Source organism: Sorangium sp. So ce119 (genome assembly GCF_051524405.1).
Classification (GTDB): Bacteria; Myxococcota_A; Polyangia; order Polyangiales; family Polyangiaceae; genus Sorangium; species Sorangium cellulosum_G.
Genome location: NZ_CP150310.1, coordinates 120,718 through 137,615 on the forward strand (window position 1 = coordinate 120,718; position 16,898 = coordinate 137,615).

Genomic DNA, 16,898 nt, shown 5'->3' on the forward strand with positions numbered 1-16,898 from the left:
CCGTTCACCCTTCGCCGCGCTCGGCGCCCGTCTCCTCGTCATCCATGAGCGGCGCCACCTCGGCCCACAGCGCGTCGAGGTCGAGCTCCAGTCCCTCCAGGCCCTCCACGGACACCTTCCCCTGCGAGGCGGGCAGCACGTGCACGTAATGCCCATCGGACCCGAGCTCGTACAGCTCGACGAGCTGCGCGTTCGGATCCACCAGCCAGTACCAGCGCACCCCGAACCGCGCATATTCGAGCGCTTTTTCCATCCGGTCGCGCCGCACGTCGCGCGGCCGCTGCGAGAGCACCTCGATCGCCACCACAGGGGGGATCCGGGAGAGCGCGTCCCGGCCTCGAAGGCGCGTGCCCGGGGCGTACATGCACACGTCGGGCTTGCGTCCGCGTTGCGCCGAGACGGCGAGCTTGTGCTCCGATCCGAACACCCAGCCGCCCCGCGGCCGAGCCCATGCGCGCAGCACCTCGATCAACCAGCTCACCACGGCCTCGTGCAGCGTCGTCGGCGCCTCTTCCTCCACGAGGCGGCCATCCATCAGCTCGCCGGGCTCGTCCTCGTCCAGGTCGGCCCACTGCTCGAGCGTCATCAGCTCAGGCTGGAGGATCTCCGCGGTCGCCCTCGAACCCATGACACGAGCATACCACCCGCGGCGCCCCGGCGACGCGCGCCCGCGCCCCTCACACCCGGAGCACCACCCCTCTCGCCCTCTCGCCCGTCGCCTCGGCGATCGCCTGCACGTAGAGCCGCACCTGCGCCTCCTGCGCGGCGTGCGCGGTGCCCGCGTCCGAGCCGGTCTTGAAATCGACGACGGTCCAGACGCCCACGTCGCCCACGCTCTCCCGGAACGAGAGGTCGACAACGCCCTCGGCGATCGTCCCGTCCTCGAGCCGGAGGAGCAGCGGCGTCTCCCGCTCGCACGCGCCGCGCGCCGCGCTCTCCGCCGCGCGCCGGAGCAGCGGGTGCTCGAGCGCCGCGACCGCCGCCGCGACCGCCGCGTCGAGCTCCTCGGCCGGCGCGCCGAGCAGCCGCGCCTGCGCCGCGGCCACCACGCGCACCTCGTCCTCGCCCGCCCGGAGATCGACCTCCGCCAGCACCGCGTGCACCAGCGTCCCGAACCGCTTGCCGTACGGCCGGCCCTCGCGCGCGATCGCCGTCTGCTCGAACGAGATCACCGGCAGCGCGTCCGCCCGCTTCCCCCGCTCCGCCCCGCCGCTCGTCTGCCGCGCGCCCGCGCCCGCCGCCGCCTCCTCGGCCGCCGCCAGCGCCGCCTCGTGGCTGATCTCCGTCGCCGTCTTCACGCGGACCGCCGCCACCGAGCCGTCCCGGATCGCCCGCTGCCGCGCCTCCTGCCACACCTCGTGCCCGCGCTGCCCGAGCTCTCCGCCCAGCGCCCGTCCGCCCGCCGCCGCGTCGGCCCCCGCCGTGGCCCCGGCGCCCGCCGCCGCCCCCGCGGCGCCCGCGTCCGCCTGCAAGATCCGCTGCTGCCGCAGCCCCGCCTCCGGCTCGCGATCCAGGTCGAGCGCGCTCGGATCCCACCACACCACGCGGTGCGACCCCGCCATCGGCGCGTGCTCGCCCGGCGCCACCGCGTCGCGCTCGTCGGCCTCGCACCGCGCCGGGCGCTCCAGCACCGTGTCGGTCCCGAACGGCGGGCAGCCGAGGTGCTCGCAGCGCCGCGCGTCCCGCCGCTCGCGCGGCGCCGGGTAGAGCACCGGGTGCAGCACGTCGAGCCAGCCGTCGCTCGAGCCGTCCCCGGGGCGCGCGTCGCCCACCGCGGGCACCACGAGCAGCTCGCGCGCCCGCGTCGCCGCCACGTACGCGAGCCGCACCGCCTCCTCGCGATCGCGGCGCAGCACCTCGTCGCGGCGCTCGACCAGCTCCGCGGGCACGCAGCCCGCGATCGGCTCCGCCCACAATCCGAGCGCCGGATCCACGTGCCGCGACGGGTTCTGATGCACCGCCGGCGACGCGGGATCCGCCAGGATCACCACCGGGAACTCGAGCCCCTTCGCCCGGTGCACCGTCATGATCCGCACCCCCTCCGTCCCCTCCTCGACGACCGGCGCCTCCGCCACCTCGCCCCGCTCGGCGTCCGCCTCGAGCCGCTCCACGAACGCCCGGAACGACGTCGCCCCGCCCGCCTCGAACCGCCGCCCGAGATCCATCACCCGCAGCACGTTCGCGAGCGCCTGCTCCCCCGTCGGCCAGATCGCGATGCCCGCGTGCGCGCGCGTCTCGTCGAGCAGCCCGCCGATCGTGTCCGCGATCGGCCGCCGGTTGCGCTCGCGGTGCAGCCGCCCGAGCACCGCCAGCGCCTCCGCGACCTCCCGCAGCGGCCGCGCCCCGCCCTCCACCGCGAGATCCAGCGCCGCCTCGTCCGGCTCGAACAGCGGGTGCAGCCGCTGGAACCGGTCGCGGTACAGGAGGAGCACGTCGTCCGTCAGCGCGAACAGCGGCCCGCGCAGCGTCGCGTACACGCTGAGCTCGTCGTCCGGCCACTCGATCGCGAGCAGCGCGCTCCGCACCGCCATCACCTCCTCGCGATCGTGGAACGACCGCCCGCCCACGAGCACGTGCGGGATCCGCCGCGCCTCGAGCGCCCGCACGTACGCGCGCGTCGCGTCCTCCCCGAACGTCTGGAAACGCTTGAACAGAAGGCAGATGTGCCGCGCCTCGAGCGCCACGCGCTGGTTCGGGCGCTCGCGCTCGGTCACCGTCCAGCGCCGCTCGCCCGGGCCCCGGCCGCCGTGGATGAGGTGGTGCACGAACGCCCCCACCGCGTCCGGGATCGATTGCCGCACCCGGAAATCCGAGATCTTCCCGTAGTCGCCGTAAGGCCGCGGCACCGGCAGCGCGATCACCGTCGGCTGGTCCACCGGGTCGTCCCGGAACCGCTCGAGCGCGACGTACCGCGCCTGGCTCGCCGCGCCCTCGCCCTCGCCCCCCTGCATGAGCGGCGCGAACGCCGCATTGACGGCCTCCTGGATCGACGGGGCGCTGCGGAAGCTCGTCGACAGGTAGAGCACGCTGGCGCCGCACGCGACGAGCCGCGCCTTCGTCGCCTCGTAGAGCGCGACCTCGGCGCGGCGGAAGCGGTAGATCGACTGCTTCGGATCGCCGACGACGAAGAGCTTCCCGGGCACCGGGCGCGCCCGCGTCCAGTCGGTCTCGGCCGGGTCGTCGGACGCGAGCAGGAGCAGGATCTCCGCTTGCAGCGGGTCGGTGTCCTGGAACTCGTCGACGAAGAGGTGCGAGAAGCGGAGGTTCAGCTCCTCGCGGACGGCGCGGCTCGAGCGGAGGAGGTTCCTGGCGCAGAGGAGGAGGTCGAGGAAGTCGAGCTTGCCGGCGCGCGCCTTGAGCGCGTCGTACGCCTCGATCGGCGGCCGGAGCTCGCGCGAGAGGCACGCCGCGAGGTCGGCGCTCGCGGCCGTGAGCACGGCGTCGAGCTCGGCCTTCACCCGGTCGCGCTGCGCGAGCACCTCGGCGCGCGAGAGATCCGCGCCGAACGCCTTGCCCGAGCCCCTCCAGCGCCACTCCTTCCAGCGCGCGAGCTCGCCGAGCTCGGCCTCCAGCCCGTCGTGATCGCGCCCGCCGGTCACCTCCTCGCGGCGGCGGAGCTCCGCGAGGTACCGGTCGAGGTTCCTGAGGCTCTGGGCGAGGTAGTCGCCCTCGCGGTCGGCCTCGGCGCCGAGATCCGCGAGCGCCGCGAGGCGATCGATGAGCTCGTCGATGGCGCGCTCGCGGTCGAACGGATCGCGGCGCCAGGGGCGCGTGAAGTCGCGGTGCTCGGCGAGCTTCCACGCCGCGCCCCGGAGCAGATCGCGCGGGCCCTGCGCGCCGTCGCGCGGGCGCCGGCGCAGGGCGCGGCGCACGCCCTCGGGCGGGTCGTTCAGGGTGCGCTGGAACCAGGCGTCGAACGCCTGGTCGAAGAGCGCCTCGGCCTGGTCCGCGGCCGCCACCTGGAACAGCGGGTCGACGCGCGCCTCGACCGGCCACTCGCGCAGGAGGTCAGCGCAGAAGGAGTGGATCGTCCCGATGCGGGCCGCCTCCAGGTGCGCGAGCGCCGCGTCGAGCCGCGCGCGCTCCGCCGGCCCGGACCTCGCGTCGCCGCGCGCCCGCTCGATCTCGGCGCGGAGGCGCAGCTTCATCTCGCCCGCCGCCTTCTCCGTGAAGGTGACCGCGACGATGCGGTCGAGCGTGCCGCCGCCCTCCTCGGGCGCCTTCCGCAGCACGGCGACGATCCGCGACACGAGCGCTGTCGTCTTGCCCGTCCCCGCGGCGGCCTCGACGACGAGCGTCGTCCGGAGGTCCTCGCGGATGCGGCGGCGGGCGGGCTCGTCCGCGAGCTCCCGCGCGCCGCGCCCCTGGGCCGCGTCGGCGCTCACGAGCGCCTCCGCGCGGGCGCGGGGCCGAGGCGCTGCTCGGGGCCGCGGCGCAGGGGCGCGCCGGCCGGGATCGGGGAGGGGGGGAGGGCGTGGCGCACGAGGTCGCGTGTCGAGGCTGTCGGAGGGATAAGGTGGCCCAGATCGGCGGCGAAGGAAACGCCGCACCGACGCGCCGCCGGGCTCGACCCGGGGCGCGCCGTCGCGGGCGCCCGCGCCCGGCGGAGGCCGCTCCCGTCGCGGAGCGACCTCATGTGGGCCGCAAAGCGCGGAGGTTCTTGTGCTAGCAGCAGGAGGACCTGATCCATGCGCGTCGAGTCGATGAGCCGTGGAGCGCGGTGGTGGTACGCGCTCAAGCCCGCGAGCTGGCCCAAGGTGCTCGTCCCCGCCCTGTGCGGGCAGGCCGTGGGGGCCGCCGTCGCCGGACGGATCGACGCGGGCGCGCTCGCCTTCGGCGCGCTGTGGATGGTCGCCGACGTCGCCTTCGTCGTGCTCCTGAACGACTGGGGCGACCGCGAGGTCGACGCCCTCAAGCGGCGCATGTTCCCGGACGGCTGCTCGCCCAAGACCATCCCGGACGGCATCCTCCCGGCCCACGCGCTCCTCCTCGCCGGCCTCGGGGCGGGCGGCGCCGCGCTGCTCGTGGCCTGGGGCGCGGGCGCCGCGCTCGATCGCCCGCTCCTGCTCCCGCTGGCCGCGCTCGGGCTGCTCGTCTTCGGCGCCTACACGCTGCCGCCGCTCCGGCTCAACTACCGCGGCGGCGGCGAGCTCCTCGAGATGGCCGGCGTCGGCGGCGTCCTCCCGCTGCTGCACGCCTACGCGCAGTGCGGCGCGTGGGCGCCGGCGTGGCTCGCCGCGCTCCTGCCGGGCCTGCTCCTCTGCGCCCTCGCGAGCGCCCTGGCCAGCGGGCTGTCCGACGAGCAGAGCGATCGCGCCGGCGGCAAGCGCACCGTGGCCACGCTCCTCGGCAACGCGGCGACGCGCCGCGCGACGGAGGCCCTGCTCGGCCTCGGCGCGGTCCTCTGGCCCGCGGCGTCGCTCCTCGACGACGCCGCCCCGCCGCCGTGGTCGGTCGCGCCCGCGGCGGCCGTCGCGCTCTACTTCGGGGCGCGGCTCGTCGCGAGGAGCCCGGCGGCGGTGACCAACGCCTTCGCCGCCCAGGCGGCCTACAAGCGCGAGCTCCACCGCGCGATCTGGGGGGGGACGGCCGCGCTGTCGGCGGCGGTGCTCGCCGCCGGGCTCCGCGCCGGCGGGGTGCCGGCGTGACCGGGATCCCGGTCCTCCCCGACGACGCGCGCGACGAGCTCGCGCGCCTCACCTCGCTGCTCGGCGCGCGGGCCTCGGTCGCCCCGGGCCGGCCGTGCGCGCCCACCCCCGTCGCGCTGGTCGAGCAGATCGTGGACTGCAGCGAGGACGCCGAGCGCGCGCGGGCCTTCGTCCGCGCGCTCGGCGAGGTGATCTGCGCGGTCGCCGACAACTTCCCCGACAACATCTTCTGGGACCTCGACTACCTCGCCTGCTGCATGTGGCAGGCCGGGAGCGCGCCCGCGATCGGCGACTTCTCCCGGCGCGTGGTGGCGCTCTGCGTCGGCTTCGGCAACAAGTCGAAGCTGCGCTTCCGCTACGCGCACGACTTCCTCTACGGCTACGACTGGGCCCGCTGGGTGATGCGCAAGCCGGACGAGCGCGCGGGCGTCGGGCCGTTCGACCTCGCGTTCTTCGACTACCTCGACGGCCGGCAGCAGGCGCTCGTCGAGCTCGTGGCCAGCAACGACCGCAAGTACTCGCAGCTCAACGGACGGGAGTTCCGCAACCCCTTCTCGTTCATCCGCGAGCCGCGCGAGGAGTCGCAGCTCCACCACCTGCTCGCCCAGGTCGACCTCATCCCGCTCAAGGCGTGGCGCCTCGACGGCGAGCGCCGCTGGGACCTCCCGTTCACCGAGCTGCGCGCCAAGCTGGCCGAGCGCCTCGGCCTGTCGAGGGGCGATCGGCGATGAGCGCCCGGCCGGGGGCGCTCCGGGCCTGGATCAGGGCGTCGCGGCTGGCCTCGCAGCCGACCATCGCGCTCCCGCTGCTGCTCGGGCAGGTCCTCGGCGCGCGGGCCGCCGGCCGCCCGCTCGACCTCGCGACGCTCGCGGCGGTCCACCTCTTCGGCCTGCTCGACCAGCTCTTCATCGTCTACGCCAACGACGTCGCCGACCAGGAGACCGACCGCCGCAACCGCACCGCCACGCCGTTCTCGGGCGGCTCGCGCGTGCTGGTCGAGGGGCGCCTCTCGCCGCGCGCGCTCGGCGCCGCGGCCGCCGGCTGCGCCGCGGCGCTCGTGGCCGTCTCGGCCTGGCTCGCCGTCACCGTGCCCGCGCCCGCGGCGCCGCTCCTCGTGCCCCTCGCGATCGCGGCGCTCCTGCTGCTCTGGGCCTACAGCTACCCGCCGCTCCGCCTCTCGTACCGCGGCGGCGGGGAGCTGCTCCAGGTGGTGGGCGTCGGCGCGGTCCTGCCGCTCTACGGCTACGTCGCGCAGGGGGGCGCCCTCGATCGCCTCCCCGTCGTGCTGCTCGCGTGCCTGCTGCCGGGCCACCTCGGCTGCGCGATCGCGACGGCGCTCCCCGACGAGCCCTCGGACCGCGAGAGCGGCAAGCGGACGCTGCCCGTGCGCCTGGGCGGGGAGCGGGCCGCGCGGCGCGTGGTGCTCCTGAACGCGCTGTCGCTCCTGCTCGCGCCGGTCGGCCTGGGCGCCGCGGGCCTGCGCCCTGGCGCGGGCCTGCTGATCCCGGCGGCGGCGGCGCTCGTCGTGCTGCTGGCCCGGCCGGCGCCGCCCGGCTCGCGGCTGCTGCTGGTCCGGGTGGGGGCCGCGGGCGCGGCGACGCTGTCGCTGGTCGCCGTCACGGCGTGGCTGGCGAACGCCGCGCCGTGAGGAGGGCGGCGCGATGACCGACGAGGGCGGCGCGATGACCCACGAGTTCCTGCTGCTCTCGGTGCTCTTCCTCCTGCCGGCGGGCGCCATCTGGCTCGCGCGCCCGGATCTGCGCGCCCTGATGCGGCGGACGGCGCTCGCCTCGCTGCCGTTCGCGGCGACCGAGCGGCTGTTCTACCCGGCGTACTGGACCCCGAAGTTCCTGTTCGACCTGGCCGACCGGATCGGGTTCGGCGTCGAGGACGTCCTGTTCCTCACCGGGCTCAGCGCGTTTTCCTCGACCGCCTATGCCGTTGCCTTCCGCCGGACGCCGGTGCCCTGCGCCCCGCCGGCGTCGCCGGCGACCCCAGAGGCGACCGCGACGTGGAGGAGGGCGGCCCGACCGGGGGTGAGGGCGGCCGCGGCCATCGCGCTCGTGCTCGCGCTGGCCGGCGCGCTGCTCGCGGCCGGGGTGCCGATCCTCTACGCCGCCGTGGCGGCGATGGCGGCGGTCGCCGCGGCCCTCGTCGCGGCGCGCGGCGATCTGCTCGTGCCGAGCCTGCTCGGAGCGCTCCTCTCCGCGGCCCTGTACCTCGGCCTGTGCCTCGTCTTCGCCGCGCTCGTGCCCGGCGTGTTCGCGCGCACCTGGCGGCCCAGCGTGCTGCTGCCGGGGAGGGCGCTCCTCGGCGTCCCGCTCGACGAGGTCCTCTACGGGCTCGGCGCGGGCTTCGCGGCCACGGTGTTCCCGGCGTGGGCCTTCGATTTCAGGTACGCGAAGGCGGCGCGCGCCGCGGCGCGGGCGGGCTGACGCCGGGGCGCTCCTCCGGGGCCCGCGGGCGGCTCACTCGACGGTCGGCTCGCAGGGGACGTCGAGCGCCGTGTTCAGCCGGAACACCGAGGAGCGGCCGTCTCGCTCGGCGTAGAAGACCTTGAGCCTGTGCTTCGACCCGGGCTTCAGGCGGAGCCTCGCGGCCTCGTCGTCGAGGCGGACGGTCGTCCCGTTCACCCCGTCGCGCACGGAGTGGCTGACCACGATGGTGTCGTCGATCGATATCCAGACATCGTCGCTCGCGTCGAAGGAGAAGAAGGCCCCCACCCGGTAGGTGAACGGCAGCTCGAACTCCGCCGTGAAGCCGAAGTTGTGCGCCTCGCCCTCGTTGCCGAAGCCGACGCCGTCGAGGAAGTAGAAATCCCTGCCGCCCAGGTGGCCGCCGGTGCTCCACAGGTCGAGGTGGATGACCCTGTTGAACGTCATGTTGACGCCCGGCTCGTCCTTGAACCATTCGTCGAAGCTGTCGTCCTCGTTGATGCCGTCGGCGGGCGGGTTCGCGTCGACCGGCTTGCCGTTCTCGAGCTCGCTCTTGGCCTCGACGTTCCTCCCGTTCGTGGTCTGGGAGGGCCCGAAATCCGGGTGCTTCTTGGGGAAGTCCCGCACGACCATGGGAAAGCTCGCCGTGCACAGGACCGCACTGGAATTGCCGGGAGGGTCTCCGTCGGCGCTGTCGCCGGCGTTCTCGTCGACGGGGTCTTCGCCCTCATCGACATGGCTGCCGCCGCCCGCGCCGGGCGTCCCCCCACCGGCGTTCTCCGGGTCCTCGACGTGCGTGAGCTCGTCCTGGGGGGGAGGGGCGGGCTTCCCGGGGGGCGACGGCTCGTCGTCCGCGCGGGCGATCGTGGCGTCCTGGAGGGGGCAGCCCGCGAGGGGGAGCGCCGCGCACGCGAGGATCAGCAGGGCCAGGGGTCGCCTGAAGCCCCGGCAGAGGGACGCTGATGGGTGGGCCAGGCTCATGGGACCGCCTCCTGCCCCTGGATGCGGTCGGGCCCGGTCGTCCTTCGCGAAATCGTACGGGGCGCATCGCGTCTGGCGCGGAGCCGGCCGCGGAGGGACGCCCCGGCGCCCTCGCTGACCGCTGGTACGCGAAAAGCGCCAGAGGGGTGGAATTCCCTCTGGCGCTCTCCGCGTCTGTCTCTTCACCCGGAGCGGTGAGCGATCCTCCCGCGGGCGGGAGGGGTCGCTCGCGCCGCTCGCGACCACCACGTCACGGCAGCATCAGGACGCACTCGGTCCGGCAGACCGGGCCGGAGGCGCCGCCGCCGCTCGGTTCCTCGCAGATGGTCCGCACGATCGCCTCGGGGGGGCAGGCGGGCGCGTCCACGCACTCGGTCCAGCACTCGCCGGGGTACCCGCCGGTGCCGCCCGTGCCGGAGCCGGTGCTGCCGTAACCGGAGCAGACCTGCTGCTCGATCATGCCCGGCGGGCAGTAGGGCTCCACCGGGATGCACTCGGTCCAGCAGCCGCCGCCGGGATACGCGCCGCCGCTGCCGCCGTAGCCGGTGCCGCTGCTGCCGGACGTGCCGGGCGTGGGGTACTCGAAGTCGCCCTCGCCGGAGCCGCTGCTGCCGGACGTGCCGGGCATGGGGTCCTCGCAGACGGTCGCCGGGATGGTGTCCGGCGGGCAGAAGGGCTCCACCGGGACGCAATCGGTCCAGCAGCCGCCGCCGGGATACGCGCCGCCGCTGCCGCCGCTGCCGTCGTAGCCGGTGCCGGTGCTGCCCGCGGTGGCGACCATCACGTCGCCGTCGTTGCAGGTGGTCTGCTCCCTCGTGCCCGGCGGGCAGGTGGGCTCCACCGGCACGCACTGGGTCCAGCAACCGCCCCACTCGCTGGCGCCCGAGCCGCCGCCCGTGCCGCCGACGCCGACGGTGACGCTGCTGCCGCCGTCGCACACGGTCTCCTCCCTCGTGCCCGGCGGGCAGGTGGGCTCCACCGGGAGGCACTCGGTCCAGCAACCGTCGATGGGGGGAGCCGGCCGGGCCGTGTCCCCGCCGGCGCCGCCGCCGCCGTCCCACGCGCCGGCCGCGCCGGAGCCGTCCCACGCGCCGGAGCCGCCGACGCCGCTGGTGTCAGCGCCGCCGGAGCCGCCGACGCCGACGCCGACGCTGACGCTGGTGCTTTCCTCGCAGACGGTATGCGCCGTCGTGCCCGGCGGGCAGTAGGGCACGGCCACGCACTCGGTCCAGCACATGTCGGGAGGCGGCGCCGGGTCAGCGTCGCCGGGAGAGCCGCCCATGCCCCAGCCGCCGCCGCTCGCGCTGGCGCTGCCCCAGCCGCCGCCGCCGGTGGTGCTGCTGGTCGAGCTGCCGCCGCTGCACACGACCTGCTCGTAGGTGCCCGGAGGGCACATCGGAGGCGGCGGCACGCACTCGGTCCAGCACCCCGGATCGACCGGGACCGGCATGCCGACGCCGCCGGCCGAGCCGCCCTGGCCCGTGGTGGTGGTGACGCCGCCGCCGCAGGAGGTCTGCTCGAGCCACCCCGGAGGACAGCGGTCGTCAGGCACACACTGCGCTTCGCACATCTCGCCGACGTCGCACGGCGAACAGACCGTCTCCCAGTGGAAGCCAGGCCCGCAGTCGGGATCGGGCGGCGGCTGCGGCTCCTCCACGCCCCCGCAGCCCTGCCCCTTGGCGCCGGTGAGCACCACGAGCGCAGAGAGCGCGATGAGCCCCTGAAGCGAGGAGCGCGCGGTCGACGAGCGCGAGAGAAGAGAGGAGAAGATCGCGAATCGCATGGGTGTACTCCGTCCTGCGTGCCTGTGGCAGACACGCGATCAAGCAACGATGGCTCTGCGCCGCGGCATGCGGAGCGCTGCTGCTCCGCGGCTTCTTCAGCGCCGACTCGGAGAGCTCGTCCGGAGATAAAGCACCTGACATGCCACGTCCGTCCGGCCGCCACGCCGCGCGCCGGTGGCGGACGATCTCGGCGCTTTCCGGCCGCGCCCCGGGGCGCGCGCGACCTCCGCCGCGGGCAGAAGCGGCGCGCGCCAGGGCCGCCGTGTGACGGCGAGCGTCGGTAACGTGCCACGTTGAGCCAGATGCGCCACGGGGGCGTGCTGGTTCACAACCGGCGGAATGGACAGCAGAAAGTCCCGCCAGCGAGGGCCGGGATCAAGGGCACGCGATCGGCGGCGCCGCGGCCGCCTTCTCGTCCGAGCAGACGCCGGTCAGATCGCAGTTGCAGTAGCCGCACGCGAGCAGCGCTCGATAGGTGTCCGCGCCCTCCGGGTGCTCCGCGGTGCACTCCGCGATGCAGGAAGACGCGCCGCACGCGACGACGCACCTCCGCAGCGCGTCGCAGTCGGCGTCGTCGGTGCACGCCTGGTCTTCCGCGGCGCAGCTCGTCTGGATCGCACAGGTGGCACAGCCGGCTTCCGCGGGGAGCGCGCCCTCGTCCCGGGTCGCGGGGTCGTCCGGGATACCGCACCCACCGCTGAACGCGTCGTAGCAGCCGCCCACGGAGACGCTGGTGGTGACGGTGGTGCTGGCGCTGGTGCTGGTGGTCGTGGTCGCGCCCGGCCCGCCCGCGCCCCCGCCCGCGCCTTCGTCCGGGTCGACGGTCGCCGAGCCGCAGGCGCCCGTCATCGCGACGATGCCCGCGCCGACGGCGGCAAAGAGGGGGATGGCGCCTGCACGGCCGGCGAGCAAGGCGCGGATCGGAGTGGACGAATGATGTCGATTCATGGGCTCCTCCCTGGGCCTCACGGAGCGCGCCCCGGAGGCGAACCGCCGTTGAAGCGTGATGGTGAGCCGGGAGTGTAGACGGGAGCGCTGGCTGCGTGCCACGTTGAGCCAGCTCCGCCACGCCACAGCGCGCGAGGCAGCGCCTACTGGGCGGCGGCGCGCTGCTGGATGTACGGCAGCCGCGCGGCCACCTTCTGGACCTCGTCGGCCCCCTCGAGGAGCTGGGCGATCGGGTCCCAGGTGCCCCGGATCAGCGACTCGCGCGCGCCCGGCTTGATGGTGAAGGGCACCGTGAGGTCGCCGGCCCGGACGACCTGCTCCTGCAGGTCGACCGTGACGGGCGTCGACGGGTCAGCGTTCACGCGGGCCACGAGCGCGGCGCGGTGCTCGCGGCCCACGGAGACGCAGGGGATGCCGAGCGTCGTCGAGTTGCCGAAGAAGATCTCGGCGAAGCTCTCGGCGATCACGGCCCTGAAGCCGGCCTTCGCGATCGACTGCGGCGCGTGCTCGCGCGACGAGCCGCAGCCGAAGTTGCGGTCGGCGATGAGGATCGTGGCGCCCGCGAAGCGCGGGTCGTTCAGCGGGTGCTCCCGCTGCTGGCCGCGCTCGTCGAAGCGGACGTCGCGGAACAGGTGCTCGCCGATGCCGTCGAACGTGACGCACTTGAGGAAGCGCGCGGGGATGATGCGGTCCGTGTCGATGTCGTCGCCCGGAACGTGAACGGCGCGGCCGGTGACGGATTGGATCAAGTCGAGTGCCATTGGGATCTCCCTCGGGTGCGAGCGTCGTCAGATTCCGAACACGTCACGGGCGTCGGCGATCTCGCCGCGCACGGCGGCGGCGGCGACCATCACGGGGCTCATCAGCACGGTGCGGCCGGTGGGGCTGCCCTGCCGGCCCTTGAAGTTGCGGTTGGACGAGGACGCGCACAGCTCGTCGCCGATGAGCTTGTCGGGGTTCATCGCCAGGCACATCGAGCAGCCCGGCTCGCGCCACTCGAAGCCGGCCTCGCGGAAGACCTTGTCGAGCCCCTCGGCCTCGGCCGCGCGCGCGACATCCATCGACCCGGGCACGGCGAGCGCGCGCACGTGCGGCGCGACCTTGTGCCCCTGGATGCGCCGCGCGACCTCCCGGAAGTCCGAGAGCCGGCCGTTCGTGCAGCTCCCGATGAACGCGACGTTGATCTTCGTCCCCTCGATCGGCTTGCCGCCCTCGAGCCGCATGTACTCGAGCGCCTCGCGGATGAGCGCCCGCTCGGACTCGTTCGCCACGTCCTCGGCCGCGGGGACGTTCTCCTTCACCGAGATCGCCTGGCCCGGCGTGATGCCCCAGGTGACCGTCGGCGCGATCTCGCCCGCGTCGATCCGGACGACATCGTCGTAGCGCGCGTCGTCGTCCGACGCGATCGAGCGCCAGTACTCGAGCGCCCTGTCCCACGCCTCGCCCGCCGGGGCGTACGGGCGGCCCTTGATGTAATCGAACGTCGTCTGGTCCGGGTTGACGTACCCGACCCGGGCGCCGCCCTCGATCGACATGTTGCACAGGGTCATGCGCTCCTCCATCGAGAAGCCCTCGATGGTCGAGCCGCCGTACTCGTACGCGTAGCCCGTGCCGCCGGAGACGCCGAGCCGGCGGATGATCTCGAGGATGATGTCCTTCGCGTAGACACCCGGGCCGAGCTTGCCCTCGACCTGGATGCGCCGGACCTTGAGCCGCTGGAGGCTCAGCGTCTGCGTGGCGAGGACGTCGCGCACCTGCGTCGTCCCGATGCCGAACGCGATCGCGCCGAACGCGCCGTGCGTCGACGTGTGCGAGTCGCCGCACGCGATCGTCATGCCGGGCTGCGTGAGGCCGAGCTCGGGGCCGATGATGTGCACGATGCCCTGCCGCCCGGACTCGAGGTCGAAGAAGGTGACGCCCTGCTCGGTGCACGCCTTCTTGAGCGCGTCGACCATCCCCTCGGCGAGCGAGTCCTTGAACGGCCGCTTGCGGTTGTCGGTGGGGACGATGTGATCGAGCGTCGCGAACGTCCGCTCGGGCATGCGCACGCGCAGGTTCAGGTCGCGGAGCATCCCGAACGCCTGGGGGCTCGTCACCTCGTGGATCAGGTGAAGGCCGATGAAGAGCTGGTCCTCGCCGTTCGGCAACGTGCGAACTTTGTGGAGGTCCCAAACCTTGTCATAGAGACTCTTGCCCATGATGGCCTCTCGGGGCGCGGCTGAACGCGGCTGAAGGGGACGGCGTGCGAAGCGGACCGGCCCGGGCGCCGTCGCGCTGACGTCGCGCGCAGGCGGCCTCCGCGGGAGGCCGCCGGCGCGCTCTTCGTCGCGCGCAGCGTCGGGCTGGCGGCAGGATTATGCGGGAACGGGAGGATTAAGTCGAATGAAACTTTTTTCACGATGGGTTAAGTAAGGCTACATGGACGCGTCGCTCCTCCCCGCGCTCGAGGATGTGCTGCTGGTGGCCCGGTCGGGCTCGGTCGCCGAGGCGGCGCGGCGGCTGCACAAGACGCCGTCGGCGGTGAGCCAGCAGGTGCGCCGGGTGGAGGAGCACTTCGGGGTGGCGCTGTTCGAGCGCGATGGGCGCGGCGTGCGCCTGAGCCCGGCGGGCGAGGCGGCGCTCGGGGCGATCACGCGGCTGTTCGACCAGGCGGAGGGGGTGTTCGAGCTGCTGTCGGAGCTCTCGGGGGAGTCGTCGACGACGCTGCGGCTCGCGGCGAGCGACTACCTCGGCAAGGGGCTGCTCGTGCCGGTGATCCGCCAGATGCTCGAGCAGCGCGCGCCGGTGCGGTTCGCGATCACGACGGCGAACTCGGTGGACGCCGCGCGCTGGGTGGAGCGCGGGGAGGTGGACCTCGGCCTCGCGTCGGCGTCGTCGGCCGGGGGCGACCTCGTGAAGCAGCCGCTGTTCGTGCAGCCGTTCCTCTGGGTGGGGCCGCGGCTCAAGGGCAAGGCGCCGGCGCTGCGCGAGCGGCTCCGGCACGAGCCGCTGCTCCGGCTCGCGCCCGGCAGCGTGGGGCGGCGGATGCTCGACGCGTACCTGGATCGCGAGCGGATCCGGCCGATCTCGACGATCGACGTGTCGAGCGTGTCGCTGCTCGTGTCGTACGTCTCGGGCGGGCTCGGCATCGGCCTCGCGCCGGCGCTGGCGCTGACCGAGGTGGCGCGCTCGCGGCTCGACGTCGAGATCGCCGAGGTGGAGCCGCTGCCGGTCGAGCTGATGACGCGCGAGAACTTCCGGCGGAGTCCGATCATCGAGCGGTTCATCGACCAGCTCACCGCCGAGGGGCGCCGCGCCGAGCAGCGGACGCGGGCGCTGCTCGGGGGCTAGCGACGCGCGCGTGTCGCGTGCGCGCGTGCGCCTGTGCGCGTGTCAGCAAAGCGCCCGTCGCGGCGGCCGGCGCCGCTTGTCACGGGAGCGGGCGCGCGACACGATGACGCGCGCGTGCCGATGCTCGACCGTCGCCTCCTCCTCGCCGCCGCGCTGGTGCTCCCTGTCACGGGGTGTACCGCCACCCCCGAGCACATCGCCAGGCGGAGCGATCTCTCCTCCTCGGGGACCGGCGAGTTTCCGGGGGCCGGCGGCGGTCCGCTCGAGGGCGCCTCGGCGGGCGGCGGCGGGCAAGCCGGCTGCAAGCCGCGGCTCGAGGGGGTCGTGCGCGACTTCAAGTCGGCCGACAAGCCCGGCGGACACCCGGATTTCGAGAGCTTCACCGGGGAAGATACGCTGAGGCGCATGGTCAAGTCGTCGCTCGGCGAGGACGACAAGCCCGTCTACGCCGCTGCCGGACCGACGATGTACACGACCGGACCCGAGGAGTTCGCCCAGTGGTTCCGGGACGTCCCGGGGGTGAACCGGTCGATCAAGTACACGATCCCCATCGACGTGACCGAGAACGATCTGCGGATCTTCTTCGATGAGGCCTTCTTCCCCATCGACGACGACGACCGGAGCTGGGGCGACCAGGGGGAGGAGCACAACTACAGCTTCACGTTCGAGCTCCACATGACGTTCAGGTACAGGCGCGGGGACGTGTTCATCTTCGGCGGCGACGACGATATCTGGGTGTTCGTCAACAGGAAGCTGGCGATCGATCAGGGCGGGATCCACGTGCCCACGTCGTCGACCCTCGATCTCGACAAGCTGGCCATCCGCGACGGCCTCGAGGAAGGGGGCGAGTACCCGATCGACATCTTCTTCGCCGAGCGCCGGAGCCCCGGATCACAGCTCATGTTCACGACGCTCGAGTACACGAACTGCGAGCCGATCATCCGGTAGCGCGCCGGGCTTGACCGTGCCGGCAGGGACGATATCCTTACCCTGAGTAAGGAGGTGGCCGGTGTCGAAGATGGCGGTTTCCAGGGTCACGAGCAAGGGCCAGGTCACCATTCCGGAGGCGATCCGCCGGGCGGTCGGGCTGCAAGCGGGCGAGCAGATCGAGTGGGAAGTCACGGACGCGGGAGCCATCACGATCCGGAAGACCGGACGGAGCCTGGACGAGCTCGCGAACATCCTCCCGAGACCCGAGCGGGCGCTGACCGTCGAGGAGATGGACAGGGCGGTGGGAGAGCGGCTCAAGGAGAAGCACCGTGTTCGCCGCTGACACGAACGTGATCGTCCGGGTGCTGGTGGGGGACGACGCGCGCCAGCAGAAAGCGGCGCTCTCGCGGCTCCGCCAGATCCGCGCGGACGGCGGCAGCGTCTTCGTGAGCGTGGTCGTCATCGCCGAGGTCGCGTGGGTCCTGAGCAGCGCTTATGCCTACGGCCGGTCCCAGATCGCCGACGCGCTGCGAGGCGTGCTGAACACGCCCCCTTTCTTCGTGCCGCAGCGCGCGGAGGTGCTGACCGCGATCGATGCGTATGCCAGAGGCTCGGCTGATCTCGCCGATCACCTGATCCTGTCGCTCGCGCAAGGGGAAGGCTGCACGACCTTGCTGACCTTCGACCGGCGATTGCTCAAGCACCCAGGGTGCGAGGCGCCCTGATCGACCGGCCGGCCGGCATCCTCGTGCGGATGGCTCGGCCCGGCAGGCGGCCGAGGACACGTCCGAGGCGGCGGCGCGCTCGTGTGCGGACGTCGCGAGATACCCGGCGTGCCGGGG

15 protein-coding genes are annotated in these 16,898 nt (G+C 73.9%); 8 read left to right on the top strand and 7 right to left on the bottom strand.

What is annotated here, in order from left to right; translation table 11 throughout:
• Positions 1–4: 4 nt before the first annotated feature.
• Positions 5–628 carry a Uma2 family endonuclease gene (locus WME76_RS00460; protein WP_437958258.1) on the bottom strand — a complete coding sequence of 208 codons (624 nt, stop codon included), beginning with the start codon at positions 626–628 and terminating at the stop codon, positions 5–7.
• A gap of 49 nt (positions 629–677) precedes the next feature.
• Complete coding sequence (locus tag WME76_RS00465; RefSeq protein ID WP_437958259.1) at positions 678–4,385, bottom strand: UvrD-helicase domain-containing protein; 3,708 nt, start codon at positions 4,383–4,385, stop codon at positions 678–680.
• Positions 4,386–4,688: 303 nt separating this feature from the next.
• Here WME76_RS00465 and WME76_RS00470 point away from each other — a divergent pair, with 303 nt between their 5' ends.
• The 4 genes from WME76_RS00470 to WME76_RS00485 are packed head-to-tail and all read left to right on the top strand — an operon-like array spanning position 4,689 to position 8,083.
• Entirely contained in the window at positions 4,689–5,648 is a 960-nt protein-coding gene (locus WME76_RS00470) for a prenyltransferase (protein WP_437958260.1), read from the top strand.
• A complete protein-coding gene (locus tag WME76_RS00475; RefSeq protein WP_437958261.1) occupies positions 5,645–6,379 on the top strand; it encodes a ferrochelatase in 735 nt (244 codons plus the stop codon). The genes WME76_RS00470 and WME76_RS00475 overlap by 4 nt, the downstream gene beginning before the upstream one ends.
• On the top strand, positions 6,376–7,296 hold the full coding sequence (locus WME76_RS00480; RefSeq protein ID WP_437958262.1) for a prenyltransferase: 921 nt from the start codon (positions 6,376–6,378) through the stop codon (positions 7,294–7,296). Before WME76_RS00475 ends, WME76_RS00480 begins: the two co-directional genes overlap by 4 nt.
• Positions 7,297–7,309: 13 nt before the next feature.
• Positions 7,310–8,083, top strand: coding sequence for a lycopene cyclase domain-containing protein (locus tag WME76_RS00485; RefSeq protein WP_437958263.1), 774 nt, complete (start codon positions 7,310–7,312; stop codon positions 8,081–8,083).
• Between the two features lie 33 nt (positions 8,084–8,116).
• On the opposite strand, the gene WME76_RS00490 is transcribed toward WME76_RS00485, so the two are convergent.
• From WME76_RS00490 to leuC, 5 genes are all read right to left on the bottom strand, one after another.
• Positions 8,117–9,064 (bottom strand): fibro-slime domain-containing protein, encoded by a 948-nt coding sequence (locus tag WME76_RS00490; protein WP_437958264.1) that lies wholly within the window; start codon positions 9,062–9,064, stop codon positions 8,117–8,119.
• Between the two features lie 250 nt (positions 9,065–9,314).
• The gene (locus tag WME76_RS00495; RefSeq protein WP_437958265.1) at positions 9,315–10,847 is read right to left on the bottom strand and encodes a hypothetical protein; all 1,533 of its coding nucleotides are present in this window, start codon (positions 10,845–10,847) and stop codon (positions 9,315–9,317) included.
• A gap of 376 nt (positions 10,848–11,223) precedes the next feature.
• Positions 11,224–11,796, bottom strand: coding sequence for a hypothetical protein (locus tag WME76_RS00500; protein WP_437958266.1), 573 nt, complete (start codon positions 11,794–11,796; stop codon positions 11,224–11,226).
• 143 nt (positions 11,797–11,939) lie between these two features.
• Complete coding sequence (gene leuD / locus WME76_RS00505; protein WP_437958267.1) at positions 11,940–12,557, bottom strand: 3-isopropylmalate dehydratase small subunit; 618 nt, start codon at positions 12,555–12,557, stop codon at positions 11,940–11,942.
• Positions 12,558–12,584: 27 nt separating this feature from the next.
• On the bottom strand, positions 12,585–13,994 hold the full coding sequence (gene leuC / locus WME76_RS00510; RefSeq protein WP_437958268.1) for a 3-isopropylmalate dehydratase large subunit: 1,410 nt from the start codon (positions 13,992–13,994) through the stop codon (positions 12,585–12,587).
• Positions 13,995–14,214: 220 nt separating this feature from the next.
• On the opposite strand from leuC, the gene WME76_RS00515 reads away from it, so the two are divergent.
• The 4 genes from WME76_RS00515 (at position 14,215) to WME76_RS00530 (ending at position 16,781) form a co-directional block, all read left to right on the top strand.
• The gene (locus WME76_RS00515; RefSeq protein WP_437958269.1) at positions 14,215–15,126 is read left to right on the top strand and encodes a LysR family transcriptional regulator; all 912 of its coding nucleotides are present in this window, start codon (positions 14,215–14,217) and stop codon (positions 15,124–15,126) included.
• A gap of 120 nt (positions 15,127–15,246) precedes the next feature.
• Positions 15,247–16,074: a fibro-slime domain-containing protein gene (locus WME76_RS00520; RefSeq protein ID WP_437958270.1), complete on the top strand. Its 828-nt coding sequence runs from the start codon at positions 15,247–15,249 to the stop codon at positions 16,072–16,074.
• A 70-nt stretch (positions 16,075–16,144) separates the two neighbouring features.
• Positions 16,145–16,399, top strand: a complete 255-nt coding sequence (locus WME76_RS00525) for an AbrB/MazE/SpoVT family DNA-binding domain-containing protein (protein WP_437962233.1) — start codon at positions 16,145–16,147, stop codon at positions 16,397–16,399.
• Positions 16,386–16,781 carry a PIN domain-containing protein gene (locus WME76_RS00530; RefSeq protein WP_437958271.1) on the top strand — a complete coding sequence of 132 codons (396 nt, stop codon included), beginning with the start codon at positions 16,386–16,388 and terminating at the stop codon, positions 16,779–16,781. The genes WME76_RS00525 and WME76_RS00530 overlap by 14 nt, the downstream gene beginning before the upstream one ends.
• The last annotated feature ends 117 nt before the right edge of the window (positions 16,782–16,898 follow it).

Excerpts from the sequence above, each read along its gene's own strand:
- WME76_RS00485 (WP_437958263.1), top strand. The coding sequence starts at position 7,310 with ATGACCGACGAGGGCGGCGCGATGACCCACGAGTTCCTGCTGCTCTCG.
- WME76_RS00470 (WP_437958260.1), top strand. The coding sequence starts at position 4,689 with ATGCGCGTCGAGTCGATGAGCCGTGGAGCGCGGTGGTGGTACGCGCTC.
- WME76_RS00500 (WP_437958266.1), bottom strand. The coding sequence starts at position 11,796 with ATGAATCGACATCATTCGTCCACTCCGATCCGCGCCTTGCTCGCCGGC.
- WME76_RS00490 (WP_437958264.1), bottom strand. The coding sequence starts at position 9,064 with ATGAGCCTGGCCCACCCATCAGCGTCCCTCTGCCGGGGCTTCAGGCGA.
- WME76_RS00520 (WP_437958270.1), top strand. The coding sequence starts at position 15,247 with ATGCTCGACCGTCGCCTCCTCCTCGCCGCCGCGCTGGTGCTCCCTGTC.
- WME76_RS00515 (WP_437958269.1), top strand. The coding sequence starts at position 14,215 with ATGGACGCGTCGCTCCTCCCCGCGCTCGAGGATGTGCTGCTGGTGGCC.
- WME76_RS00480 (WP_437958262.1), top strand. The coding sequence starts at position 6,376 with ATGAGCGCCCGGCCGGGGGCGCTCCGGGCCTGGATCAGGGCGTCGCGG.
- leuC (WP_437958268.1), bottom strand. The coding sequence starts at position 13,994 with ATGGGCAAGAGTCTCTATGACAAGGTTTGGGACCTCCACAAAGTTCGC.
- WME76_RS00495 (WP_437958265.1), bottom strand. The coding sequence starts at position 10,847 with ATGCGATTCGCGATCTTCTCCTCTCTTCTCTCGCGCTCGTCGACCGCG.
- leuD (WP_437958267.1), bottom strand. The coding sequence starts at position 12,557 with ATGGCACTCGACTTGATCCAATCCGTCACCGGCCGCGCCGTTCACGTT.
- WME76_RS00460 (WP_437958258.1), bottom strand. The coding sequence starts at position 628 with ATGGGTTCGAGGGCGACCGCGGAGATCCTCCAGCCTGAGCTGATGACG.
- WME76_RS00525 (WP_437962233.1), top strand. The coding sequence starts at position 16,145 with ATGGCGGTTTCCAGGGTCACGAGCAAGGGCCAGGTCACCATTCCGGAG.